Origin of the sequence: Mycobacterium kubicae (assembly GCF_015689175.1) — a bacterium.
Lineage (GTDB): Bacteria > Actinomycetota > Actinomycetes > Mycobacteriales > Mycobacteriaceae > Mycobacterium > Mycobacterium kubicae.
In genome coordinates this window covers 5,044,892-5,070,418 of record NZ_CP065047.1, presented here as the reverse complement: position 1 = coordinate 5,070,418, position 25,527 = coordinate 5,044,892, and the positions used below count along the sequence as shown (strand labels likewise).

Below are 25,527 nucleotides of genomic sequence, written 5' to 3'. Positions count from 1 at the left end.
GGACCGCAGCGCGGCTAGTTCGCCGACCAGGAGATCGGCAACGACAAATAGCCCCGGATCGGGCCCGACCGCAGGCGCTGCGCGCGGCCCAAGTCGACTTCCCAGTTGGGCACGCGGGCCAGCAAGGCGCGCAACGCGATCCGGGCCTCCATCCGGGCCAAGGACGCACCGAGACAGAAGTGAATGCCTCGGCCGAATGCCACTTGGTGTTCGGGTTTGCGCCCGATGTCAAACACGTCGGGATCAGCGAACACGCGTTCGTCACGATTAGCCGAGCCGAACAACAACAGCACCGAATCACCCGCCGACATTGTGACGCCATGCACTGTCACGTCGCGGGTCAACGTTCGCGAAAGTCCTTGAGCCGGTGAGTCATACCGCAGCAGCTCCTCAACAGCTGCCCCGAGCAAGCTCTCATCGCCAGCCAGCCGGTGGCGGGTGTCGCGATAGTCGGCCAGTACCACCGCGGCGTTGGCCAGCAGATTCGACGTCGTCTCATGACCGGCGATCAGCAGCAGCAAGCAAAAGCCAAGCAGTTCGTCGTCACTAAGGTGCTTTCCGTCGATCTCGGCACACACCAACGCTGACATCAAATCGTCGCGCGGTTGGCCGCGGCGGTCGGCGAGGAAATCGGTGAAGTAGCCATAGATCGCGGCCGCGGCTGCCAAAGCCTCGCCGGTCTCGCCGTGGGTGGGATTGGACTGCACCAACGCGTTCGACCATCGCCGAAATTGTGTACGGTCCTCGCGCGGCACACCGAGCAAATCAGCGATCACCATCGCCGGTAGTACAGCTGCGAAGTCGGCGACGAAATCGGCCGAACTGGCTTCCTGGATCAGGCCGGCCGTCAACTGATCAGCGAGGTCCTCGATCGCGCACGTCAGCGCCGCGATTCGTCGCGGGGTGAAGGCCTTGCTAACCAATGCCCGCAGCTGATCGTGTCGCGGGGGATCCATCAAAATCATCATCGGCAGCAGCGATTCGCGAAAAGTCGAGCCCGGTGGAGTCGGAAATACTCCGTCGACCGACGAGTAGCTGTGATGGTCAAGCAGCGCGCTGATGACATCCGCGTGGCGACTAAGTACCCAGGTGTTGGTATCGGCGGCGTGATAGACCGGTGCCGCGTCGCGTAGCTGCCGGTAGACGGGGTAGGGGTCGTCCTGAATTTCCGCGTCAAAGGGATCGTAGCGAAGTTGTACCGTCGACATAGCGTCTCCTGCCACATTGCAGAACGTCGGTTTAGACTGAGAGTTTAAACCGAGGGGAGGACTTTATGCGGAAGATTCCCGCTCAGATTGCCGACCGGTTGCCTGCCGCGGCCGAACTCTTCGCCGAGCGCGGGCTCAACGACACAAAGATCGAAGACGTCGCCGCGACCACGGGCATCGCCAAGGCCACGCTCTACTACTACTTCGCCGGCAAAGAAGAAATACTCGCCTTCCTCCTCGAAGACGCCCTACAACACGTCGCGCACGAGGTCACCGCGATCGTCGAGGCAGACGGCGCCGCCGCCCAACGCCTGCACGACGTCATCAGTGCCCAACTGCGCGTGATGGCCCAGCGGCCCGCTGTCTGTCGCGCCCTCATAGGAGAACTGGGCCGCGCCGCCCGCATGCCCGCCATCGCCAACATGATCAGCACCGCCTACTTCGAACCCGTCGAGACCTTGCTTCGCGCGGGCGCTAACGACCGTTCACTCGAGGCTCTCGACAACCCCAGAGCTGCCGCCATCGCGCTATTCGGTGCAGTCACCACCAGCGCACTGACCTACCTAATCACCGACGATACGCTCGACGAAGATCTAATCGCACGAACAATCCACGACGTCGTGTTTACCGGCATACGGCCACGCTAGCTCCCCCCGCAGACCAATCTGCGACCACGCCTGTGCTCGATAGTCAACGACTTTGAGCATTTCTGAACATCTCCTACCCCAACAGCTCACCCCCAGAACGCCCGCGTCCGATGGAGGTGCGCGGCCGGCGAGATCCGGGCACCTGACCAGTGCAGCCAGAACGTCGGACCCGAAAACCGCTAGCCCACCACGGCAATACCGCAGGTTTCGAATACGACCACTCCACCAGCACAGTGCCAACACACGACTTACACACCGCCCCTTGGTGTTTCGTGCACTGTGCAAAGTCTCGATGGTCGTCGCACACCAACCATGCGCCCGCACACGACGGGTCAAGTAGCCCGTGGCCGCGGGCAAAATTAGCGTCAGACGGGGGACTTGCCAGGGCTACGGAGGCGTGGCACAGCCTCGAAGCATCCAGGTCTCGAATGGCTCCGCCGGGCGGCGGCCGCAATAGTCAGATATGGCCAATCCGACCCGCGTCTCGGCAACGTGGGATGTCCACATCGCGATATTCGGTATCGCCGGTGGATCCTCACCCGAAGGCTGTCCCCGACGGCCTTCCGTTGTGTGGGCCACAGCCGCGAACCTCCGCGACCGGGCTTCCTTGGAGGCGCCGGGGGAGACCTCGACGTGATGGACGCTCTACGTCTTGACGTCGGGATCGTCTGTGTCACGCTGCGGGTTGGAAAGTCCTGGCGCGGGTGTATTTGATTGAGCTGCTGGCGGATTCGCCCCAGTCGTGCCAGTACCAGCAGTGCCAGGCGCCTTTTTCGTAGTGGTGTCTGCTTCGGGTTCAATCGGGTCGCGCAGATCGATCATTTCGGTGCCAGCCTGGGGAGATATGGTCTTGGTCGTCCAGGTGGACTTGACCCTCGACGATTTGCCTTTGTGTTCGACGTGTACCTCGATGGCATCGGTTGCACTCGCCCCGCTGGTGAGTGTGAAGTAGACGCGAATCTTGGCTTTGCCGCCATCGAAGTTGATTGGCCCGGCACCAGTTTTGGAACGTCCGATTAATGGCAGCTTGGTGTTGGTGCCAGCTGCCATGAGTTCAACCGAATCGACTTGCGCGGCCCCGCTTCCCTCCTTGGCGAGGACGACTTCCACGAACCCGGTCTTGTCGAATTCGCTTGTCACCGTGATGTTGGCGCGGTTCTGACGGATGTAGAGGACGACCGGCACGCCGATTGCGGCCCCCAACGTGGCGGCGGCAATGATGACGCCCCAAATAATCCAGTCGATGCCGAACATCAGGGACACCCGCACGGAAATGACTGTGCGCCCGTTATGGGGTCCACCTCGATGCCTCTATGACACACCTCGCTGCACCCGACCACCTTGCATTGCAAGAGGCCGTTGAAGAATCGTCTGAGATGGCAGCGGTCGTCGTTGTCCTCCCACACGACCTCATACGGGCCCCTCGACGCAGTGCCCACGCGAAAATCGATCGCACCCTCGTCGTCATTGCGCGTGGCTCGATAGAACGACACCGCTTCAGGGTGACCCGGATCCGGGGTCAACAGGTAGTCACCGTTGACCAGCGGAACCGCCGTGTGCCAGATGGCCGCGATGCGCTCGCCCTGACCCCGCTCAACGATGCCCAGACCTGAGCGCGCCTGAGCCCACGATTCTGCGGTGAAAGACAATACGGTAGGGGTGTGGAGCGACGGATGATCCGCATCCGAGAACACGATATCTTGTAGCGAGGGTTCTTCCGCTAGACGCTGCGCGAGCTCGACACTCTCTTCGTCTTGAGCCAATTCATTTCGCACTCTTGGATCTAGCGGTGGCACGATCCCGGCGAGTTCGAGCACGAATGCTGCCATTGTTGCCGGCCACGCCGGCATGCCTACCCCCGTCATGGCACAAACGATAGGGCGATCGCCGCAGCATGGGGCGCATTTCGGCATTTTCGCAGCGGTGGTCAATTTCATTGATCAACGCTGCGCCCCTCGCGGTCCGCGGTGTCGGCGGACGGTGGCTACGGTCTCCACCTTGTCGTAGGGAGACGTTCCCAGGTCGCTGCTTCGACGAGGCCCACCGTGATGAGGAAGGGCACGAACATGCGTTGTTGGGCTTCGGGTTGGCGGGCCAAAGCAGGCTCCAATCCCCCGGCGGGGGAGCGGCTGCGCAGTAGGACCACAGGCAGGAGCGTTTGCTGGAAACGCCCGCCCGCTCGACCGCTCGCCCGGTTATCGGCCCTAGGAATTGACTCATCGAGTGAATCACAATGCGTTAGTGCCACACTCGCTGCATCACGTCGAAACCGGTTGCAAGAGCGTGCGATGCGTATGGCGGCGGATTATCGGGAATGTATAGTGGCGCTCGACTACGTTGAAGTACAACCGATTGCGCTATATGCGGTAGTTAACCAACAGTCGACGGGTTCCTGAGCCACCGAGTGGTGTGCGCCAGCCCGTCGAGTGCCTGGACCAGCTGTTGTGGGCGTGTCCCTGCTGCAAAACCCGCGAATGAAGTGGCATCATCTTTGCCGACTGGATAACTGATCAGCTGATGATTCTTCACTGTGGGTGAAGTTGAGGAGGCGTGGGTTGGCTCTGGCTGTCGTGCGGGACCTGAGGGAGCAGCGGGCACCGGCGACCGAGGATGAGCTCGCCGGCTTCGAGACCGATGTGCTGGCCGGATTCGTCCTTGCCCGGGCATCGGCCGGGTTGGTCGACTCGACCATCCGCAACGACGTGAATCACCTTGAGCTGATCCGGGACTGGTTCGGTCGGCCGCTGTGGGAGATCCAGCCTGCTGACGCCGACACCTACTTCGGCAAGGTGCTGCGTGATGCCCGGGCGTCGACTCGGACCGGGCGGGCGGCCGCGCTGACGGTGTACTTTCAGTTCCTCGAACTGCGTCACAAGGTCGAGTTGCACAATCTCAGCGGCCGGGTCATCGAGTGCCCGCTCGATGAGATCAACCGACCGCGGGCGTGGGTGGATCCGCAGCTGCGCATCCCGCCGACCGCCGACGAGGTGGAGCAGCTGTTCGCGGGGTGGCGCGGGGAGCTGGTCACCTGCCGCAAGTTCGCCCCGACCGCCCGAAACTACGCCGTGGCTCGCCTGGTGGCCGATGTCGGATTGCGGATCAACGAGGCGCGGATGCTCGACCTGGATGACGTGCGCTGGGAGCTGGGCCGGTTCGGCAAGCTGAACGTCCGTCATGGCAAGGGATCTCGTCGCAAAGGTCCCAAGCCGCGGGTAGTGCCACTGATCAACGGCGCCGACCGCAGCCTGCAGTGGTTCATCGAAGACGTGCTGGGCCTGTTCGATGTCGACCCGAAAAACCATGCTGCGCCGCTGTTTCCGTCCGAACGCAAGAACATCGACGGGACGTGTATGCGCGCGACCGCCGACGTCTATCGCCGCGCCCTGGCCGAGGCCACCGACCGATATCTGCCGAGGTGGTCGGGGAAGCTGACACCGCATGTGCTGCGGCATTTCTGCGCATCCCAGCTTTATCTGGCCGGTATGAACCTATTCGCGATCCAGGAACTATTAGGTCACGCCTGGACGGGCACAACGGCTCGGTATATCCACGTGCACGCCACCCACGTCGAAGATGCCTGGGTCACCGGGCAACGCCGGGTCGCCGATCGATGGAAAGGACTCGCTCGATGAAATGGAACCTGCGATTGGCCGCGGCCAATCGCGGCATCTGGAAGGCCAGCGAACTCCAGCGGATGCTCGCCGACCGCGGTCTGGTCATCAGCGCCGGCAAGATGTCGGGCCTGTGGTCGGGCAACCCCAACGCCATCAAACTGAACGACCTGGACGTCATCTGCGCCGTCCTCGGCTGCGGGGTCGACGAGTTGCTGATTCCCGAACCCGAAACCGTGGCAGCGGCCACGCCCGTCACCGACGACGAGTCAGCGGCGGTCGGTGAGGCCCGGTCGGTCACGCCGCGCACTCGCGCCGGCAGGTCGCTGCCGCCGCGATGAACTGCCTGCACTGCGGGACTGCGCTGCCTGCCAACAGTCGCCGCGACCAAAAATACTGCGGCAGAAGCTGTTCAAGAAGAGCGTCCTACCAACGCAGAAAGGCGGGACTGCCTGCTCGCCCGCCCCGGCGGCATCCAGCCTTGGAATCCGACGACCCCGTGCTCGCGGCCGCCGCGATACACGCCCGGGAACTCGGTGCCGCCCACGATTGGTGCGGTGAGACCACAAACCGATGCCTCGACGCCCTGCTCACCCTTCTGGCCGGTCGGCCCACCGGTGATCGCGTGCCGCTCACCGAGGTTCGAACCCGGCCGCATCGGCTCGCGTCCCGTCGCAGGCTCGTCGAAATCCTATCCCACTTCGACCTGCTGAAAGACGACACCGAACCTCCGATCCGTGCCTGGATCGACCGCGTCACCGCGGAACTTCCGCCAGGATTCGCCGAGCCGGCCCACCACTGGCTCCTTACCCTGTTGGTCGGCGGCGCACGTGCTCGCCCACGATCACCGAGGACGCTCTACAGCTACTTCGGCTCGGTCAAGCCCCTTCTCGCGCACTGGTCCACCTCCTACGAGCATCTCAGGGAGGTCACCAGGGCCGACGTCGACGCGGCGCTGCGGCCGTTTCAGGGAAACCAGCGCCACAATCTGATCAAGGCGCTGCGGTCGCTGTTCCGGCACGCCAAGAAGAATGCTCTGGTCTTCAGCAACCCAACAGCGGGTTTGAAGAGCCAACCAGTAGACCAGGACCTCCTGCCCATCACCGATGACGAGGTGCGCTCGATCGAACAGCTCGCCAGCGAACCGCTTGAACGCCTCGTCGTGGCGCTGAGCGTCGAACATGCCTGCCGCACAGCCGTTATACGCAAACTCACGCTCGACGACATCGACCTGCCGAACCGGCGGATCACCCTTGCCGGACACAACCAACGGCTCGGTGAGCTCACCCACATCGCGCTGAACACATGGCTCGACCACCGCCGGGACAGATGGCCCCACACTCCGAACCGGCACGTTCTACTCACGACGAAAACTGCATTGCGCACAACGCCGGTCAGTCAAAAATCGGTGAAACCATCGTTGAGCGACAATGGATTCACGATCGAACGCATCCGTGCCGACCGAATCCTTCACGAAGCGCTGACCGCAGGCCCGGACCCACTGCACCTGTCTCTCGTCTTCGGCATCTCCCACAACACCGCACGGCGCTACACCACCGTGGCCGAACGGCTGCTCAGCGACGAACTCGAGCAGCCGGTAGAACCGTAGTGCCACCCAACGCCGCCAGACTCAGGGCCCGCGAACCCGCCGCAGTTATGAACCTTCACAGCCGAAAGGCCGTGGGTTCCAACTGAAATCGCTTCAATCCGGCTGAACTCACGGGAAACTCACTGGTAACCCGCCATATTCGATTCGGTCGTATTGCCGCTTGACAGTGTCGGCGTCGTCTGAAAACTGACCCCGTGTCGACGCGGTGGTTTCTAGGTGCGGTCGCAACACTTCTCTAGATTCTGGAGGTTGTGTTGGCATCGTCGCGTCGGGTGAAGAAGGGGCCGGGACGTCGTCCGCAGTCGGCCAAGCGTCAGCGGTTCATGGAGTTGCGGGCTCGCGGGTGGAGCGTGCGGGCCGCGGCCCGCGAAGTCGGTGTGTCCCGGTCCGCTGCGACGAACTGGACACGCGGTTACAAGACCTACCGCAACGGCGTCGCGGTCGGGTTCGTCCCGCCGCTAGATCGACTAGCGGTCCGCCAGATCAGCACGCGATACCTGTCCCAGGACGAGCGCATCGAGATCGCCGATCTGCATCACTCAGGGCTGAGGGTGCGGACGATCGCCACCCGACTCGGTCGAGCGCCGTCGACGATTTCGAGGGAGCTACGGCGCAACGCACCAGCCGGCCGCGGATATCAGCCCTTCGATGCCCACCGGCGAGCCACCGCGCGACGAGCACGTCACCACCGCCGTCGGGTCGACACCAACGACCAGCTCGGTAACGCGGTCGCCGAGCTGCTTCTTCAGCGTTGGAGCCCCCAACAGATCAGCCGTCACCTCCGCCACCGCTTCCCCGATGATTCATCGATGTGGTTATGCCACGAAAGCATCTATCAAGCTGTCTATCAACCGAATTCACGTTTCATGCGGCCCTCGCGATTAGCGCCGCACCGACGCTCACCGCTGCGCACCGGTCGAGATCACCGCCGAGCGCATCACCGCCAGAGTTGCCGGCGGCCGCGGTTCCAGCAGCCGATGCTCACCATCCACGACCGGTCCTTCTCGGCTGTCGACCGGTCTGAAGCCGGCCACTGGGAAGGCGACCTTGTGCGCCACGAGGCGCTGTGTGACCGAGCGGAGGTGAGAGACCTGCGCCGTTGTGCTGTCGCAGCAGCGTAACGAAGCTGGGGGCAGCCTGGACCGGGAGACGCCGGCGAGGGTGGTAAGCAGCCCCGACAACGACGGGACAGGCCGGCACTACCGGATGGCCTGGGTCCGGCAAGCATGAGGAGAAGGTGTACGCGAGGAACCAGTGTTTTAACGCCTCTCAAGTCTCCCGCCAGCTCTAACCCGGTGGATTCGGGCTGGTCTGCGATGCGCACCAACACCACTGGCGTCTCGGTGTTGGGAACTCCGGCTGCGGTTTAGGTCGCTGCCGCTGGAGGCCACGGTGAATGCCTGCGGCGTAGCCGTGGCGATATCGCAGGGGCATAGCTGGGCACCTCCCTCCTCGAGCGGTCAGCAGTGAACGTGGGAACCATCGCGAGGCTCCCGTGTCGTCGTCCTCAGCCGAGGGCGCCGAATCCGGGTTGACGCGTCGTCTGTCGATGGCCACGCGGTGGGGCGGAGGGGCCGTAGTAGTCCGAGCGGGGGAAAGCCTCGTGCATGGCGAAGGGCCCCAGCGGAATTGATGCAGCGAACACGACACGAACGGAGGCACTGGTGAATACCGGTGAGCTGTCATGGCCCGATCCCGATCAGGCGGCATGGCAGGTACGACAGATGCAACGCAAGCTGCACCACTGGGCGGTCGAAGATTCCGACCGCCGCTTTGATGATGTGTTCAACCTCGTCCACCACCCGGACTTTCTCACCGTCGCGTGGGAACGGGTGCGGGGCAACAAGGGCGCACGCTCAGCCGGTGTCGACCGGCTGACTCCTGCGTCCATAACCGGAGATGCCGAGACGGTGGCGTTCCTGAGCCACGTTCGAACCGAACTGAAGGCACGGACATTTGCTCCACTTCCGGTGCGGGAGATACTCATTCCCAAACCAGGGAGCAGCAAACTCAGGCGGCTCGGTATTCCCACGGCGATGGACCGCACGGTTCAAGCGTCGTTGCTGTTGGTGTTGGAGCCGATCTTCGAGGCGGATTTCGAGCCGGTCAGTTACGGTTTCCGTCCCCGACGTCGCGCTCAGGACGCGATCGCCGAGATACATGCTTTGGGGACCCGGAACTATCACTGGGTCTTCGAGGCTGACATCGCGGCGTGTTTCGACGAACTGGCTCACTCCGCCATCATGGAACGAGTACGCACGCGGATCGTCGACAAGCGGGTCCTGGCCCTGATCAAGGCATTCCTGAAGGCGGGCATCATGTCTGGCGACGGAACGGTCAGGGAATCTGATACCGGCACACCCCAGGGTGGCATACTCTCACCGCTGCTGGCCAACATCGCTCTGACGGTGTTGGACGCACATTTCCGTGTGAAATGGGATGCCCATCGGACATCTCAGCGGCGAGATGCCCATCGCAAACGTGGCGGGGCCACCTATCGGATCGTCCGCTATGCCGACGATTTCGTGATCATGGTGGCCGGAACCAAAGCGCACGCGGACGCATTATGGGACGAAGTCGCGGATGTCATTGCCCCACTGGGGCTACGGCTATCCGTGGAGAAGACCCAGGTATGCCACCTCGACGAGGGGTTCGACTTTCTCGGATTCCGCATCCAGCGGCGCCGCAAGAAGGGCACGAACAAGGCAGCTGTCTACACCTACCCGTCGAAGAAGGCGCTGCTTTCGATCATGACGAAGGTGCGGGCGCTGACCAAGAAGGCACGTCATCATGGCCTTGCTGATCTCCTCGGACGCCTCAACCCGGTGCTCCGAGGATGGTGTGCGTATTTCCGTCACGGTGTGTCGAAGGCAACCTTCGGATACCTCGATTCCTTTGCCTGGCATCGGGTCACCCAGTGGCTGCTCAAACGGCACAAGCGGATCACGTGGGCGGAGCTCTACCGGCGGTTCCTGACCGGAAGGCCAGGCAATCGTCCGCAAGAGAATGGGATCGTCATGTTCGATACCACCACCGTTCCGATCACTCGGTATCGGTGGCGGGCGAGCAACATCCCCACACCGTGGACCAGCACAGCGGCGACCTCGGTCCCCGCATAACGGTGGCAGTCCGTGGAGCGCCGGATGCGACGAGAGTCGCACGTCCGGTGCGGAGGGCGGGCCGGGGAAACGGGCCAGGAGCAATCCCGGCACCGCGCCCCGGTCCGACCCCTACATCATCGGTAATAACCACCTCTCGGCGATCGGCACTCTGGTCGAACGCCAGACCCGGATGCTGCGGTTGGTGCATCTGCCTCGCAGTGACGCCGACTCCCTGCACGCGGCCTTGGTGGCCCGCATGAAGGATCTGCCACCCACGCTGATGCGGTCGATCACCTGGGACCAGGGCACCGAGATGGCGCGCCACCTTGCCACCACCGACAAGCTCGGCGCGCCCGTCTACTTCTGCGACTCCAGATCACCCTGGCAACGCGGCACGAACGAGAACACCAACGGACTGCTGCGCGACTACTTCCCGAAGGGCGTCACCCTCATCAGCCACCCGCCGGAGCAGTTGTTGGCCGTCGAACACGAACTCAACCATCGCCCCCGCATGGTCCTCCAAGACCGTTGCCCCGCCGATCTATTCGCTGCCCTGTTAGTCTCGAGTGATCCGTCGGTGTTGCGACGTTGAGTAGAACCCACCCCGTCGAAAAGGGGTCAATTTTCGGCCGCCGTTGACAGCGGTTGTGCTAAGTAGTTGGGTGAGGGCGAATCGCTCTACACCCGAGTCGATTCCAGCCAATCTTTGACGTCATCCAGTAACCATCGACGGTGCCGATCGCTAAGCCTGAGGTGATGTGGACCAGGCGCATCAATCCCACGTTCCCGCCTGGCCGCCCATTCATGCAGCGTTGAGACCGGAACTCCGGTCATCGCTCGAACTTCATGAGCGGTGAGCATGACCGACGCATTTTCTATCGTCATCGTCTCCAACCCCAGTTGCGTCCAGCAGAGTGGTGTACGAGCCGGTGATGACCGGCGTGTCGTAGCCGGATGAATGAAGGTCATCGCGTGATTCTTCGAGGGACCGACCAAAGTCACTCGAGCAAAGGAATCAACGCGATGACCATTGCCCACGATATCGACCTGTCTGCCGTGCTGGCCGAACGACTCACCACCACGCACCCTGATGTGCTGCGCGAGTTGTTGGCCGCCTTCATTCACGCCCTGATGGGCGCCGAAGCCGACGCGGTGTGCGGTGCCGGCTACGGCCAGCGCAGCAGCGAGCGCACCAATTCCCGCAACGGGTATCGGCACCGCGAGTTTGACACCCGCGCAGGCACATTGGATCTGGCGATTCCCAAGCTAAGGCAAGGTTCGTACTTCCCGGACTGGCTGCTGGAACGGCGCAAACGCGCCGAGCGGGCCCTGACCACGGTGGTGGCTACCTGCTACCTGCTGGGCGTTTCGACGCGGCGGATGGACAAACTCGTCGAGACTCTGGGCATCACCAGCTTGTCGAAGTCCCAGGTCAGCGTGATGGCCAAAGAGCTCGACGCCGCGGTCGAGGCGTTCCGGACCCGGCCACTGGATGCAGGCCCGTACACGTTCATGGCTGCTGACGCCCTGGTGCTCAAGGTTCGCGAAGCAGGCCGGGTGGTCAACGTGCACGCGCTGATCGCCACCGGGGTCAACGCCGAGGGCTACCGCGAAATCCTGGGCATCGACGTCACCACCGCCGAGGACGGGGCCGGCTGGCTGACCTTCCTGCGGTCGCTGACCGCCCGCGGCCTATCAGGGGTCCGTCTGGTCACTTCCGACGCCCACGCCGGTCTGGTGGCCGCGATCGGCGCCACCCTGCCTGGGGCATCGTGGCAACGGTGTCGCACCCACTACGCCACCAACCTGATGGCCATCACTCCGAAATCATCGTGGCCGTGGGTACGCACACTACTGCATTCGGTCTTCGATCAACCTGACGCCGGTTCCGTTGCAGCCCAATATGACCGCATCATCGACGCACTGGCCGACAAGCTCCCCAAGGTCGCCGACCACCTCGAAGACGCCCGCGCCGACCTGCTCGCCTTCACCGCCTTCCCCAAACAAATTTGGCGGCAGATCTGGTCCAACAACCCACTATCCGTTAACCGGCTCTCCGGGGACACGGTTCGGGCTGCAGCGTGAGGTTCACGCACAAGCGCTGAGCACGGATGGATGCTGTCTGCATCTCGGTGGGGGAAGGCGGAGCGGCGATGCGGGTACTCAAGAGCGACAGCGGATATGTCCTGGAGGGCGACTGGGACGGGCAGGACGCGGTGAACGCGTTTCTCAACCATTTGGCGGGACGGGGGTTCAGCGCGGCCACGGTGCGGGCCTACGCATTCGACGTCGCCAATTTGAGCCGGTTCCTCGTCCAGCAAGCGGTCGGGCTCGCCGCGGTCGATGCGCCGTTGGTGTTCGACTGGATCGACTGGCAAGGCGTCCGCCGAACGGACCAGCCCACCGGCGGTCACCGCTCGTCGACCCCGCCGGCAGCTTCGACGGTGAACCGCCGGGTCGCGGCAGTGCGCGCGTTATTCGAGTATCTGGTGATGACCGGTGTCTGCACCGACAATCCGGTGCCGTCGCCGCGGCGGGGACAGGGGCTGCGCCAGTCGCAGCGGGGGTTGCTCGGTCATCTGGGTCCCGGGCGTGCACGCAGTGGCGGTAGGTTGGTGCGTCAGCCGCAGCGTCTTCCGGAATCGTTGTCCACCAACGATGTCGACGCGTTCCTGGCGACACTGGCAACGCACCGGGACCGGGCGATGGTGCTGGTGATGCTACTCGGAGGGCTGCGTTCGGCCGAGGCGCGTGGCCTGCTGCTCGCCGACGTCGATATGGGCCGGCGCCGGCTTCGGGTGATCGGCAAGGGCGGCAAGGAACGTCATGTCCCGGTCGATGCGGCGTTCTTCACCGAGCTCGCCGCCTACCTGCGATGGGAGCGGCCGCCGGGGTTGGCGACGCCGCAGTGCTTCGTAGTGCTGCGCGGCCCGACGACCGGTGCACCGGTCAGCGAGGCCGGGCTGCGCAGCCTGTTCCGTCGGCACCGGGAGACCTCTGGCGCCACAAGAGTCCGCCCGCACCGTTTACGGCATACCTACGGCACCGAATTGTCGGCGGCCGGAATCGATCTGCTGGCGTTGCGGGCGTTGATGGGGCATGTCTCGCCGGAGACCACGGCCCGCTACGTGCATTTGTCGATCGAGCAGCTCGCCGCCGAATACGGTGCTGCTCGTGCGACGTTGGCCGGAGCCCGGCAGTGACCACGGTGTTGGTCGGCCAACCCGTAGGCGCCGACGAGGTGGTGGCGGATTATCTCGACCACGTCGCCACCCTGGGTTTGAGCGGGCGGGCGGTACGCGACCGGATTCGGATCGCTCGCGACTTCACCGCACGCCACCGCGACCTGCACGCCTGGATGACGCTGCCGGCAGCCGAGCGGATCGCCGAGATACGGGACACCGGGGCGTGGCCGCTGATCTGTCACACGATCGGCACCGGCCGGTTACGGCTGGACGTCGAGCTGGCCGCGGTCAAACAGTTGACCGGGCTGGGCCGCGCAGTGGAGGACCGGGATCCGAGCGGATTCGCCGCGTTGCGGAATGCGGGAATTCGGTTGGGCTGGAGGAGTTCCTGGGTCGAGACGGTCCTCGGCGAATGTCTGGCGGTAGTGCTGGCACACCACGGCGGAATGGTCGCCGACCTGACCGGCGACGCGCTCGACGACTTCGACGCCGCGCTGTCACGTACCGTGGTGCCGCCATCGTCGCGGCGGGCATACAGGGGGCGGCTGGCCAGCCTGCGGCAGCTGTTGTTCGAGACCGCGGTCATCGACACCGCGCCGAAACGCCGGCGGTGGGCCCGTAGCCTCGAGCAGCGCTTCACCGAGGTGGAGATGCCCGACCCGATCCGTCAGACGTTGCTGCGCTACATCGGCGTGCGCGCGGCGGTGCTGCGGCCCAAATCGGTCGAGTCGCTGATCAACGACCTGCTGCCCTTCGCCGAATACCTCACCGCTCACCATCCCGACGTCATCAGCCTGCGTGAACTCGACCGGAGCTGCATCGAGGGCTACCTGAAATGGAATCGCACCCGGGGCTGGCGTGGTCAGCGCGCCGCCGCGGGCGCCGGGCGCACCGTCTCGGCCGCGGTGGCCCAGTCGGCAGTGCTCAGTCTGCGCAACCTGCTCGACGACATCACCGCCTGGGGCTGGGCGCAGGCCCCACCACGGCGGTTGGTATTCGCCGCCGACGTCCCCAAACTCGACCAGCCGTTGCCACGCGCGCTAGCACCCGATGTGGACGCGGCAGTGATGAACGCCGTTGCCCACCTGCAGGATCCGTTCGCCCGCATCGGCCTGACCGTGCTGCGTGGTGCCGGCCTGCGGGCGGGGGAACTGCTCGACCTCGAACTGGGCAGCATCATCGACTACGGACCGGCCGGAACCTGGCTGAAGGTGCCACTGGGCAAGCTCGCCACCGAACGCATGGTCCCGCTCTCCGCCGCGACCCTCGCCGCGCTCGACGAGTGGGTCGCCCTCCGCGGCACGCACCGGCCGCTGCCGCACCCACGCACCGGCGTGCTCACCGACTTTCTGTTCACCCGGCACGGACGCCGCCTGGGCTACACCCGGCTGCGCAACGGGCTGCTCACCGCCGCTGAATCCGCCGGGTTGCACCGTCCCGACGGCGGCGTCCTGATGGTCACTCCACATCAGTTGCGCCACACCTGGGCCACCGAACTCGCCAACGCCGGGATGAGTCTGCAGGCCTTGATGTCCTTACTCGGGCACGTCACTCCACAAATGACGATCCGCTACGCCACCCTGGCCTCGCCCACCCTGCGCGCGGCCTACGACGAAGCGATGGGCAAGATGCGCCGCCAGTTCACCCTCACCCCGGTCGGCAAACCGATCCTGCCCGACAAGGTCGGCTGGCTGCACAGTGAAATGCTGAAAACCCGCGTTGCACACGGATACTGCGCTCGCCACGAATCCGCGGGCGCGTGCCCTTATGCCAACATCTGCGAAACCTGCGACAACTACGTCACCGCCCCCGAATTCCGCGACACGCTCACCGACCAACTCGCCGACGTCCAGGCCCTCAGAACCGACGCCGAGTGCCGCGGCTGGACCGACGAAGCCGCCCGCCACGACCGCGTCGCCCACGCCCTTACCGACCACCTCCAGCGCCTCGATCGATGAACATCCCACCCCGACGGGTTGACCCGCCCCCGAGGGCCGGATAAAAGAACGACTCAACAAGGAAATCCGCCGGCGCACCGACGTCGTCGGAATCTTCCCCGACCGCAACGCCCTAATCCGCCTCGTCGGCGCGGTGCTGGCCGAACAACACGACGAATGGGCCGAATCCCGCCGCTACCTCGGCCTCGACGTCCTCAGCAAATCCCGCGCCGACCACACGCCATCAACAGAACAGGAGGACACCCCGGCGGCACTGACCGCCTAAACCACCAAGTCGAAGAATCACACGACGACGTCGTACACCACGTCCCTGGACTTGACCCCAACCCCGTCTCCCGCCGTTGGTACTGGCCGGCAGGTCATACCGAGATCATGAGGCATAGTTTTCGATTCCCGCTACCAGCAGTGCGACATTCGATCGGAAATGCACCGTCGAGTGCGGTCAGGGGGTCGAATCTGCGAGACCGGCTTTAGGAGAGCGGTCAAGCCCTTCTGGTTGAGGTCCAGAAGGGGTGTCTGAGCTGGTCATATAGCGCCATCGCACACCAAGCGAAACCACCGCGTGCCGACCAGTGCAGATAGCGGGTTTCAGGCTGCTGTGGTACGGGTCTCGTTGGCATAAGTGTGTCGTAGCGCGTGAACGAGCGCACCCGACCGTTTCCCGGATCGGACAGGTGGTTGTGGTGAGTGGTGCGGATCGGTGCGGATGTGTTGCATTGGTAGGCAGTCGATTTGGCGACAAAGGGTGCGGACAAATGGGGACACAGATGATGTTGGTCAGGATGGTAGAGCACGACGATGGGTGCGTCCTATGGTTCCCACGTGGTGAACATCAATTCGAAATCGGCAGCGCGCAAGCGTGTCCGGGAGGCGCAGAACAAGGCCAACGAGGCACGTCTGGAGCGTGAGCGTCAAAATGTCGATGACGCTGCGTCGTTCCTCGTCGAGCTTGGGCGGCTGGCCGCCGTCGACGAGTGGGAGCGCAACCGTATCCTCGAGATACACGCAGAGGGAGAGCGGCGCCGTCACGAACACCGCCAGGCCGGCGCGACAGCGTTGGCCCGGATGCAAGGCCGCGGTGAAAGCCTCACTGCGATCGCTGAACTGGCGGGAGTCAAAGTCGGTGAGGTAGCACACATCTCGGCTGGGCTCAATCCGGGACGTGTGTCGCCAAGTGACTCATCCTGTGCATCAACGGGTTTCGGATCGCGGAGCGCATGACCCGATTTGACTCTGCGGGCGGACTCGCCGGTCTCGGCTCCGACGACCAGCACCGCATCGCTGATACCGCGCACAATGTCCCCACCAAGGACCTCGACGAGGTATTGCGGTGTATTGCCGCCAATCGGGCAGCTGATGCGACGCCGGGGCGCCAGCCCAACCGCTTCGGCAATTCTCGACGCGGGATTGTCACGCGGAATCATCAGAATGCCCGGTGTCGCCACCGTATCGATCCGATGCCCGATCGCAGCGCCCGCGTCTTGCAATGCTCGACGCGCGGCTTCGCAAGCCAAATCGATGGGATCGACGACGCTGTCGCCGCGGTGCGTGATCTCACCGACCGCGACGACAACGGGAGTGCGGGGCGGAATCGCCAACGGTCAGGTCACGTTCATCGTCGGCACCTTTGTTGCGACATATTTGCGATATTGTCACATAAGTAGCCATGCGACAACCGGTTGGGTCGTTAATTCACGATCGGTCCGAGGCTGCATACTTGCTTCGTGACGAAGAAATCGTTGCGCTGGGGCACGGCACCTCCCACGACCCGCGACGTCGCCCGAGACCTCCTGCTCGATGCCGCCGAAGCGTGCCTGGAGGGCAAGGGGCTGCCGGGCACCACCATGGAGGACATCGCCAGACAGGCGGGGGTGTCGCGCGCCACGGTGTACCGCTACTTTCCAAGTCGTGAATCCGTCGTTTCCGGTGTCATCCTGCGTGCGGCCGAACGCTACCTAGACCGCATGCGTCGACGGATCGCAGTACATCGCGATTTGGGCACGGCAATACTCGATTTCGTCGAGGTCACGGTACGCGCCGCTCATCGCGAGCCGACAATCGGATTGCTGTTCGGCAGTGACGAGGAACTCGCCGGCGTGGGGTTGGCCAAGGGAACGTCGGTGGCTTTGTTTGAACTCGTGGCCGAGTTCCTTCGACCTGTCTTCGCTGCGCACTGGGACCAACTCGAGCCCGGGGTGTCGGTCGACGATGCCGCCGAATGGATCCTGCGAACCGTCCTCAGCCTGCTGTCGGTCCGCGGCCCCAGACACCGCAGCCCCGAAGGCCTCGATGCCTTTTTACGCCGATTCCTGCTTCCAGCTCTGCTCACCAACACCCAGCCTTGCGTCGATGCAACAAGTGCAGAGTAGTGTCTCAAACCATCGCATCGATATCCGTGGATGAGAAGGGGCGCTAACCATGGAGTTCGCGCAGTTCAATCAGCAGATCGCCAAGGAATTGCAGAACGCGGCGGCAACCACGGGAGGACTCTCCAAATACCTGGATTTTCGCCACACCGAGTTCGCCGCCGGGCGGCTGGTTGTGCAGATGGATGCTCGGGACGACCTTTTGACTCCGTTCGGCAATCTGCACGGCGGATGCCTGTCAGCAATGGTCGACCACTGCTTGGGCGTGGTGTTTTACCCGGTGATCCCCGCTGGATCGTGGGTCGCCACAACCGAATTCAAGCTGAACTTGCTGCAGCCCGTGTCAAGCGGAGTATGCGTCGCCGTCACCGAGATCATCGCGCTGGGCAAGCGCAGCGGTGTCGCCAGAATCGACATCACCAACGACGGGCGCGCGGTATGTGCCGCCCAAGGAACAGTGACCGTCGTTAGCCCTAGGGGGAATTCCTCGTGATGAAAAGGACCGATGGTATTGTCGTCCGACTTCACAACGGCGAGCGCACCCGATGACCGTTACGCTCGAGCGATTCCGCACCACAGACGGCGTCACCCTCACGGCGGATTGCTACCGGCACGACGCTGCCCGCGCCGTTGTGCTGCTCCTGCACGGCGGTGGTCAAAACCGACACGCCTGGGCGACCACAGCGCGCCGCTTGCACGCTCGTGGGTACACGGTCGTCGCGTATGACGCCCGAGGTCACGGCGACAGCGCGTGGGACCCTACCGGAAGATACGACCTCGGACGGCTAGCGTCCGATCTGCTGGCCGTGCGTGAACACGCGAGCACCGACCGCCCGCCGGCCGTCGTCGGCGCATCCTTGGGCGGCATGACCGTCCTGGGCACGCACTTGCTGGCGCCCGCCGACCTGTGGGGAGCCGTCGTCCTGGTCGACATCACTCCGCGAATGGAGTTTCACGGAGCACGCCGCGTCGTGTCGTTCATGGCCGCCCATCCTGACGGGTTCAGCACGCTCGACGACGCCGCGGACGTCATTGCCGAATACAACAGACATCGCACTCGGCCCAAGAACCCGGACGGACTCCGTAAAGTCTTGCGGCAACGCGACGATGGTCGGTGGATCTGGCGATGGGATCCGGCCTTCATCACTTCCAACTTCCAGTTTCTGCAAGGTGACCCCGCGACTGGTGCCGAAAAGTTCGACGCGATCAGCGAACTGCTTGTTGAAGGGGCCCGCCGCGTGCAGGCACCCACTCTTCTGGTGCGCGGCGTCCTTTCAGATGTGACATCGCAGCAGTCGGTCGACGAATTCCTCAAGGTCGTACCGCACGCCCAAGCGGTGGACGTCTCCGGCACCGGCCACATGGTCGCAGGCGACGACAACGATGCCTTCACCGCAGCCGTCGCCGGATTTCTCGACCGCACGATAAGCACTTCAGCGTGAAAAGCTCTGGGCTATCTGGCGCAGCCCGGGCTGGCCGCGCCAAAATCATGGCCGAGCTCGGCATCAAGGGGATCAGTCCGCGGAGGTTTAAGACCACCACGGTGGTCGATCCGGCCTCGTTTCCGCCGGATCTGATCGGCCAGCGCTTTGATAAGGGCCGACTCGACGCGGTGTGGTCCTCGGATATCGAGCGCCGTGAGGCGCTGTTCAACCGAACGGAGGTGAGAGACCACCGTCGCCGAGCCATCGCAGTGGCCCGGTAGAAGCTGGGGGCAGCCTGATCTAAAGAGACTTTGGTGAGGGTGGGAAGCAGCCCCGACAACGCCGGGACGGCCTGGTACTGCCAGACGGGTCGGGTCCGGCTAGCGAGACGGGAAGGTGTACGCGAGGAACCAGCGGCTGAACGCCTCTTAAGAGAAGACCACCAGCTCCAACCTGGCGGATGCGGGCTGGGCAGCGACGCGCACCCGCCCTGAGGGCGGGGAACTCGTGGGCCGGTTGATGTCGCCGGTTCGGGAGGTCACGGTGAAGGACTGCGGCGTAGCCGTGACGAGGTCGCAGGGGCATAGCTGGACACCTCACCCGTCAAACGGTTGACAGTGAACACGGGAACCACCGCGCCGGTCCCCGGTCAGATCCGGCAGCCAGCCGGGCTGGAGGGGTAGGCAGTCGTCGGCTGATGCCGGTGTGGTGGGGCGGAGGAGCCGTAGTAGTCCGAGGCCGGGAAAGCCGGTCGCATGGCAAAGGGCTCCAGCGGGTTCGCGGCGAGTACGCAGACTGTGGAGGTCACTTGTGAATACGAGTGCTTTGTGGCCCGACCCGGACACGGCCGAGCTGCGGGTACGCAGGATGCAACGCAAACTGCACCATTGGGCGGTTGATGAAAGCGACCGCTGTTTCGATGATTTGTACAACCTCGTTTATGACCCCGCATTCCTCACCCTCGCGTGGGAGCGGGTGCGGACGAACAAGGGTGCGCGCTCAGCCGGTGCCGATGGGACCGCACCGCGGTCTGTCGGTGCGGCAGAGGCGGTCGGACTGCTTCAGCGGCTCCGCGAGGAACTCAAGGAGCGGATATTCCGGCCGGATCCGGTGCGGGAGGTGATGATCCCGAAGGCGAACGGCAAGCTCCGCCGCCTGGGTATCGCGACCGTCGCCGACCGGGTCGTGCAAGCTTCGCTGAAGCTGGTGCTGGAGCCCATTTTCGAGGCGGACTTTCATCCGTGCGCATATGGGTTCCGGCCGGGCAGGCGAGCCCAGGACGCCATCGCTGAGATCCATCACCTCGCCAGCGGCTCACGGGCCTATCACTGGGTTTTCGAGGGAGACATCACGGCGTGCTTCGATGAAATCTCGCATTCGGCCCTTATGGGCCGGGTGCGGCGACGTGTCGGGGACAAACGCGTTCTGGCCCTGGTGAAGTCGTTCCTCAAAGCCGGGATTCTCTCGAAAGATCTCGGCTACCGGGACACCATCACCGGCACTCCGCAAGGCGGAATCCTCTCACCACTGCTCAGCAATGTCGCCCTGTCCGTTCTCGACGAGCACTTCGCCGCGAAGTGGAAGGCGCTCGGCCCGGAATGGACACGTGCCAAGCATCGACGCGCCGGAGTTCCGACCATGAAAATCGTCCGCTACGCAGACGATTTCTGTGTCATGGTCCACGGCACTCGCGCTGATGCCGAAGCGCTTTGGGACGAGATCGCAGCAGTGCTCGCGCCGATGGGCCTGCGCCTGTCGGTCGAGAAGAGCAGGATCTGCCACGTCGACGAGGGGTTCGAGTTCCTCGGCTTCCGCATCCAACGGCAGATCAAAAGGGGCACGACCAAGCACTACGTCTACACCTGGCCGTCGAAGAAGGCACTTATGTCCATCACCGACAAAGTCAGGAATCTGACGCGGCGACACAAACATCGAACGCTCGCTGATCTGCTGCGCCAACTCAACCCCGTCCTGCGGGGATGGTGCAATTACTTCCAGCACGGGGTGTCCAAACGCACCTTCGACTACCTCGACCACTTCACATGGTGGCGGGTGGTGACTTGGATGCGCAAACGGCACCACGGGCTGGCGTGGGGCGTCTTCCATCGACGGTTCCTGCCCAATTGGCAAATCCGCGAAGGCAAGACGGCGATGTTTCGGCCGCAGAAGGTAGAGGTCACCCGATACCGCTACCGGGGCACGAAAATCATCACCCCTTGGACAGCGAGGCCGACGGACATCACTGCACCAGTGGCCTGAATCCGTGGAGAGCCCGTTGCGGAGAAATTCGCTCGGCGGGTTCGGAGGGCGGGCCGGGGAAACGGATCGGTAGAAATGCCGACACCGCGCCCCGGTCCGACCCCTACACCTATCTGGGCTGCGGGGAGGGCGACATGTTCTTGTGCGCGATCCGCGACGAGCACTCGCGGCGGGCACTGGGTTGGGCTGTGGATGATCACATGCGCACCGAGTTGGTCACCGTGGCCGTGCAGCGGGGGGTGTTCGCGCGCGGTGGGCGCTGCGCGGGTAATGCTGGGACAACGTCGGCGCCGAGTCGCTGTGGTCGAGTTTCAAACAGGAATGCTACTACCGGCACACCCTACGCGACCAAAGCGGAATTGATTGCAGGAGTTGACAATTGGATGAACTTCTACAATAATCAACCAAGGCATTAAGCGATCGGGACGCGCTCACCTATCGACTACGAGCGGACGCTGAACCCTGTCGCGGAAGCAAGTTATCCGTGTCCATTTTTTCAGGGGAACCCCAGACTTCGATCGCGACGTTGGCATCAGCTCGAAGCGTGGCGGTCGCCAAGCCGATGTCGCGAGTTCCACCGGATGATGACAGTGCCATGGTGAGAAGTAGCGGAACCCGGACAGCCAAACCGGCGAAGTGCATTGTTGTCGGCGTGGTCCTCGATAGCCCCGACGGAACACTTGTGCAAGACGCATATCCTGCTCACCATGCCAACAGAGTCCGTTCGCCTCTCGTTTCGCCGGCATATGCGTGAGCAAGTCTTGAGGGCTGCCCGGACCCTCACTATCGAGAAGGGCTGGGATCGCGTTCGCATGGGTGAAGTCGCAGAGCTTGTCGGCGTGTCCCGCCCGACGCTCTACAAGGAGTTCACCGATAAGCAGGGACTGGGCGACGCGCTGGTTGTGGCCGAAGGCGAACGCTTCTTGAATGGCATTCACGCAGTTTTGGCACAACACGCCGGAGACGTCGGCGGGGGCATCACCGCTGCGGTGTCGTACACACTGAAGGAAGCGGAAGCGAGCCCGCTCTTGAAGGCGGTGCTGACATCGAACCGGCCTACGGACAGGACGGTCGCTGAGTCAACCGGTATGTTGCCGCTCCTGCCGACCTCTGCGTCGCTACTGGAGCTGTCCTCGGCAGCCCTCGTGACCTGGTTCAACGAGCACTTTTCAGGCCTGGACGCCAATGACGTCAATGATGTCGCCGATGCACTGGTAAGGCTGACGGTGAGTCACGTCGTGCTTCCGACCGCCGACGCCGAGACGACCGGGGAGCGCATCTCGCGGATCGCACTTCGCTATTTGGGCGTTCATTCCTCCGCAGGCGAGGCGCGTTAACACTAAGGATTTTATGTTCAAATGTTGACTCTGAAGGAATAATTGTAAACACTTGGAGTGGGGCCGCACGAACCTTAGGAGATTCTCATGATTGCCAGCACGACGTCCGCACTGAAAACGTCGGCGGAGCGGCGTTCAGCACGTCCATATGATTCTGCCGACTTGTCCTCGACTGCATTTTGGGCCGGCACCGCCGCCGACCGGGAGAAGACATACGCCGAACTGCGCAAACGTGCTCCCATCAGCTGGCACCCGCGAGTCGAGCACACCATGATCGACGACGGGAACGACCGGGGCTTTTGGGCTGTGGTTACGCATCCGTTGCTTGTCGAGGCGACCCGGCGACACGACGATTTCCTGTCAGGTCAGGGCATTGTCATGGAGTCGATCCCGCAGGAATTGCTCGACACCGCTCAAGGCTTCATTGCGATGGATCCGCCGCGTCATACCAAGATTCGACGATTGCTGGCATCCGCATTCACGCCGAAGCAGATGCGACTGATCCACCATCAGATCGAGGCCAACGCGAAGCGCGTCGTCGACGACCTGGCTCCACAGGGCAAGGCCGACTTCGTCGACGAATGCGCGGCGTTGCTGCCGATGCACAACATCTTCGACATGATGGGCGTGCCGGACTCGATGCGCCGCGACATCGCGTGGGAATCACGGTATGCCGGTGGGTGGAGCGACCCCGAGGTGATGGGCGACGACCCAGTCATACCTCGCCTTTTCCAAGCGATGGGATTCCTAGGCGACGGCGCCCGCGAAATCATCGCTGCACGTCGCCGGCAGCCCGAAGACGACCTCATGACGAACCTCGTTCAGGCTGAAGTGGACGGTGAAAAACTCACCGAAGATGAGATCGTCTCGTTTTTCATACTTCTCACGATCGCTGGGAACGACACCACGCGCCAAAGCACCAGTCATGCGATGAAAGCCTTGACCGACTTTCCCGATCAACGAGCGTGGCTGATGGAGGATTTCGACGGACGAATCAAAGGAGCGGTCGAAGAGTTCGTCCGGTGGGCCACCCCGATCATGACCTTCCGCCGAACGGCAGCTCGCGACTGCGACCTGGGCGGACAACAGATCACCGAAGGTGACAAGGTCGTACTTTTTTACAGCTCGGCCAACTGGGACACCACAGTGTTCACCAACCCGGAAAAGTTCGATTTGTCACGGGACCCCAACCCGCACGTGAGCTTCGGAGGTGGAGGTATCCACCACTGCTTGGGCAATCAGCTGGCGCGGCAGCAACTCGCCGCGCTCTTCCGGGAATTGCTGCACCGCCTGCCTGATATTGAAGTCTGCGGGCCACCCAGCTATACCGTTAGCACTTTCTTCCACGGGGTGAATCATCTTCCCGTCCGCTTCACCCCGACTACGTGAGGCAGCGTGGCATGAAAATCACAGTCGACCGCGATCGATGCTCGTCAATCGGGATGTGTGAAGGCCTGGCTCCCGACTTCTTCGAGGTCAGTAACGATGGGAAACTCCACATCCTGAATCCTGGGCCACCCGAATGTCACAGGGCACTGATCGAAGATGCCGTGGCGAGTTGCCCCACAGGCGCGCTCGCGTTGCACGATTGACAGACTGGCAGCAGCGAGATCCGGTGCAGCTGTTCGGCACTGGCTTCCGGCCGGTCCACGATGACTGCTCCTCGTCCAACGGGCTCGCCGACATCGCTCAGGAGCACAACACAACGCAATGGAGCCGCAGTAGTGAGTACCTTTGGACTCTCTGTCCTAGCCCCTGACCTTGCCGCGATGAAGGTCACCGCCACCGCGGCCGACCAGGCCGGGTTCGACGCGGTGTGGGCATCGGAGTTCTATACCCGGTCGGGATCCATCTCGATGGCGGCAATGGCCACCTCGACTGACAGGTGTCGCATCGGGTCGTCGATTCTCTACGGCGTCGGACGCAGCCCGCTGGTCTTGGCGACCGAGGCGCGCGATCTCGACGAACTGTCCGGCGGTCGCATCGTGCTCGGCATCGGCAACGGCACCAAACGGATGATGAGCAACTGGCACAGCGTCGCCGATACCAGCGCCCCCGCCCTGCGCGTCGAGGAACTCGTACCCCTTATTCGGCGCATCTGGAACCTGCACGAGGGACCAGTCCGCCACGAAGGCCGCTTCTACCAGATGAATCTCATCCCCAGCGGCCCGGTAGACCCGCCTGCGCGCGATATTCCGATCATCACCGCCGCGGTGCGCCCGCGGATGTGCGAAGCCGCCGGCCGGGTCGCTGACGGGCTGGCCGGGCATCCGCTCTTCACGACCGCCTACGTGGAGGAAGTCGTGCGGCCCGCGGTGGCCAAGGGCGCCGCACGCACCGGGCGCGATCCCGACGACGTCGAGATTGTGTCAATGGTCATGTGCTCCATCCACGACGACCCGGAAATCGCCCGTCGCGAGGTCGCGCAACAGATCGCGTTCTACGCATCAGTCAGAACCTACCAACCGCTGCTCGACTTCTGCGGATTCGCCAAACAGGGTGCCGTTATCCGAGAAGCCTTCGCACGCGGTGACTTTGCGGCCATGTTCGACGCGGTGACGGACGACATGATCGACGTGATGGGCGTCGCTGGCACCGCCAGCGAGGTGCGCGCCGGGCTGCGCCGCTACGAGGGGGTACTCGACCACATCATGCTCTACCCGCCGTCGGTGGGTATCGCACCTGAGCGGGTCGGCCAAAACCTCGGTGAGATGATCAAGCACTGCGCCCCCGGCCAGTAACATCCCGGTTCATGTAGGTGCGCCAGCGTCTGTGTCGACGACAACCCGCGGCGGTGAATGAGTCTCCCGTCTAATTCGAAA

Annotated in this window: 21 protein-coding genes and 5 pseudogenes; 21 read left to right on the top strand and 5 right to left on the bottom strand. The window is 63.5% G+C overall.

Translation table 11 applies throughout. The features are described from left to right. Positions 1 to 14: 14 nt before the first annotated feature. On the bottom strand, positions 15 to 1,208 hold the full coding sequence (locus I2456_RS23725) for a cytochrome P450 (protein WP_007172294.1): 1,194 nt from the start codon (positions 1,206 to 1,208) through the stop codon (positions 15 to 17). Between the two features lie 65 nt (positions 1,209 to 1,273). On the opposite strand from I2456_RS23725, the gene I2456_RS23720 reads away from it, so the two are divergent. Further along, on the top strand, positions 1,274 to 1,855 hold the full coding sequence (locus I2456_RS23720; RefSeq protein ID WP_033717422.1) for a TetR/AcrR family transcriptional regulator: 582 nt from the start codon (positions 1,274 to 1,276) through the stop codon (positions 1,853 to 1,855). A 645-nt stretch (positions 1,856 to 2,500) separates the two neighbouring features. Here I2456_RS23720 and I2456_RS23715 read toward each other — a convergent pair. The 3 genes and pseudogenes from I2456_RS23715 to I2456_RS28735 form a co-directional block, all read right to left on the bottom strand. Continuing rightward, positions 2,501 to 3,124: a hypothetical protein gene (locus tag I2456_RS23715; RefSeq protein ID WP_033717424.1), complete on the bottom strand. Its 624-nt coding sequence runs from the start codon at positions 3,122 to 3,124 to the stop codon at positions 2,501 to 2,503. After that, positions 3,109 to 3,720, bottom strand: coding sequence for a hypothetical protein (locus I2456_RS23710; RefSeq protein WP_087139652.1), 612 nt, complete (start codon positions 3,718 to 3,720; stop codon positions 3,109 to 3,111). Before I2456_RS23710 ends, I2456_RS23715 begins: the two co-directional genes overlap by 16 nt. Before the next feature lie 119 nt (positions 3,721 to 3,839). Next, positions 3,840 to 3,953 (bottom strand): annotated as a pseudogene (locus I2456_RS28735) (hypothetical protein); the annotation flags it as partial. 457 nt (positions 3,954 to 4,410) lie between these two features. Here I2456_RS28735 and I2456_RS23705 point away from each other — a divergent pair. The 11 genes and pseudogenes from I2456_RS23705 to I2456_RS23655 all read left to right on the top strand — a co-directional run bounded on the left by I2456_RS23705 (position 4,411) and on the right by I2456_RS23655 (position 16,540). Continuing rightward, positions 4,411 to 5,487, top strand: coding sequence for a tyrosine-type recombinase/integrase (locus I2456_RS23705; RefSeq protein ID WP_007172298.1), 1,077 nt, complete (start codon positions 4,411 to 4,413; stop codon positions 5,485 to 5,487). Next, a complete protein-coding gene (locus tag I2456_RS23700; RefSeq protein WP_007172299.1) occupies positions 5,484 to 5,807 on the top strand; it encodes a helix-turn-helix domain-containing protein in 324 nt (107 codons plus the stop codon). Before I2456_RS23705 ends, I2456_RS23700 begins: the two co-directional genes overlap by 4 nt. 284 nt (positions 5,808 to 6,091) lie before the next feature. Continuing rightward, positions 6,092 to 7,075, top strand: a complete 984-nt coding sequence (locus I2456_RS23695; RefSeq protein WP_231614299.1) for a site-specific integrase — start codon at positions 6,092 to 6,094, stop codon at positions 7,073 to 7,075. A 254-nt stretch (positions 7,076 to 7,329) separates the two neighbouring features. Beyond that, positions 7,330 to 8,127: pseudogene (locus I2456_RS23690) on the top strand (IS30 family transposase); the annotation flags it as partial. Positions 8,128 to 8,739: 612 nt separating this feature from the next. Then, the gene (gene ltrA / locus I2456_RS23685) at positions 8,740 to 10,194 is read left to right on the top strand and encodes a group II intron reverse transcriptase/maturase (RefSeq protein WP_033711551.1); all 1,455 of its coding nucleotides are present in this window, start codon (positions 8,740 to 8,742) and stop codon (positions 10,192 to 10,194) included. Continuing rightward, positions 10,082 to 10,768 carry an IS30 family transposase gene (locus tag I2456_RS23680; protein WP_371869947.1) on the top strand — a complete coding sequence of 229 codons (687 nt, stop codon included), beginning with the start codon at positions 10,082 to 10,084 and terminating at the stop codon, positions 10,766 to 10,768. The genes ltrA (I2456_RS23685) and I2456_RS23680 overlap by 113 nt, the downstream gene beginning before the upstream one ends. Before the next feature lie 431 nt (positions 10,769 to 11,199). After that, positions 11,200 to 12,213, top strand: a pseudogene (locus I2456_RS23675) (IS256 family transposase); the annotation flags it as partial. 116 nt (positions 12,214 to 12,329) lie between these two features. Beyond that, complete coding sequence (locus I2456_RS23670; RefSeq protein ID WP_007172498.1) at positions 12,330 to 13,379, top strand: tyrosine-type recombinase/integrase; 1,050 nt, start codon at positions 12,330 to 12,332, stop codon at positions 13,377 to 13,379. Further along, positions 13,376 to 15,319 carry a tyrosine-type recombinase/integrase gene (locus I2456_RS23665; protein WP_007172497.1) on the top strand — a complete coding sequence of 648 codons (1,944 nt, stop codon included), beginning with the start codon at positions 13,376 to 13,378 and terminating at the stop codon, positions 15,317 to 15,319. Before I2456_RS23670 ends, I2456_RS23665 begins: the two co-directional genes overlap by 4 nt. 46 nt (positions 15,320 to 15,365) lie before the next feature. Continuing rightward, positions 15,366 to 15,584, top strand: a pseudogene (locus I2456_RS23660) (transposase); the annotation flags it as partial. Between the two features lie 557 nt (positions 15,585 to 16,141). After that, the gene (locus tag I2456_RS23655) at positions 16,142 to 16,540 is read left to right on the top strand and encodes a hypothetical protein (protein ID WP_174814222.1); all 399 of its coding nucleotides are present in this window, start codon (positions 16,142 to 16,144) and stop codon (positions 16,538 to 16,540) included. Here the strand turns inward: I2456_RS23655 and I2456_RS29045 are convergent. Then, positions 16,456 to 16,917 (bottom strand): annotated as a pseudogene (locus I2456_RS29045) (acetyl-CoA acetyltransferase); the annotation flags it as partial. The gene I2456_RS23655 and the pseudogene I2456_RS29045 overlap by 85 nt on opposite strands. Before the next feature lie 126 nt (positions 16,918 to 17,043). On the opposite strand from I2456_RS29045, the gene I2456_RS23650 reads away from it, so the two are divergent. The 9 genes from I2456_RS23650 to I2456_RS23610 all read left to right on the top strand — a co-directional run bounded on the left by I2456_RS23650 (position 17,044) and on the right by I2456_RS23610 (position 25,446). Continuing rightward, positions 17,044 to 17,688, top strand: a complete 645-nt coding sequence (locus tag I2456_RS23650) for a TetR/AcrR family transcriptional regulator (protein ID WP_007168379.1) — start codon at positions 17,044 to 17,046, stop codon at positions 17,686 to 17,688. A gap of 49 nt (positions 17,689 to 17,737) precedes the next feature. Further along, positions 17,738 to 18,178 carry a PaaI family thioesterase gene (locus I2456_RS23645; RefSeq protein WP_007168380.1) on the top strand — a complete coding sequence of 147 codons (441 nt, stop codon included), beginning with the start codon at positions 17,738 to 17,740 and terminating at the stop codon, positions 18,176 to 18,178. Between the two features lie 52 nt (positions 18,179 to 18,230). After that, complete coding sequence (locus tag I2456_RS23640; RefSeq protein WP_007168381.1) at positions 18,231 to 19,127, top strand: alpha/beta fold hydrolase; 897 nt, start codon at positions 18,231 to 18,233, stop codon at positions 19,125 to 19,127. Positions 19,128 to 19,174: 47 nt separating this feature from the next. Next, positions 19,175 to 19,390: a hypothetical protein gene (locus tag I2456_RS23635; RefSeq protein WP_019732564.1), complete on the top strand. Its 216-nt coding sequence runs from the start codon at positions 19,175 to 19,177 to the stop codon at positions 19,388 to 19,390. Positions 19,391 to 19,919: 529 nt separating this feature from the next. Beyond that, positions 19,920 to 21,368, top strand: coding sequence for a group II intron reverse transcriptase/maturase (gene ltrA, locus I2456_RS23630; protein ID WP_007168383.1), 1,449 nt, complete (start codon positions 19,920 to 19,922; stop codon positions 21,366 to 21,368). Between the two features lie 746 nt (positions 21,369 to 22,114). Further along, positions 22,115 to 22,705 carry a TetR/AcrR family transcriptional regulator gene (locus tag I2456_RS23625; RefSeq protein WP_007168385.1) on the top strand — a complete coding sequence of 197 codons (591 nt, stop codon included), beginning with the start codon at positions 22,115 to 22,117 and terminating at the stop codon, positions 22,703 to 22,705. 87 nt (positions 22,706 to 22,792) lie between these two features. After that, entirely contained in the window at positions 22,793 to 24,094 is a 1,302-nt protein-coding gene (locus I2456_RS23620; RefSeq protein WP_007168386.1) for a cytochrome P450, read from the top strand. A gap of 11 nt (positions 24,095 to 24,105) precedes the next feature. After that, positions 24,106 to 24,297, top strand: a complete 192-nt coding sequence (locus I2456_RS23615) for a ferredoxin (RefSeq protein WP_074021704.1) — start codon at positions 24,106 to 24,108, stop codon at positions 24,295 to 24,297. 132 nt (positions 24,298 to 24,429) lie between these two features. Further along, positions 24,430 to 25,446 carry an LLM class flavin-dependent oxidoreductase gene (locus I2456_RS23610; protein WP_033717470.1) on the top strand — a complete coding sequence of 339 codons (1,017 nt, stop codon included), beginning with the start codon at positions 24,430 to 24,432 and terminating at the stop codon, positions 25,444 to 25,446. Positions 25,447 to 25,527: the final 81 nt, after the last annotated feature.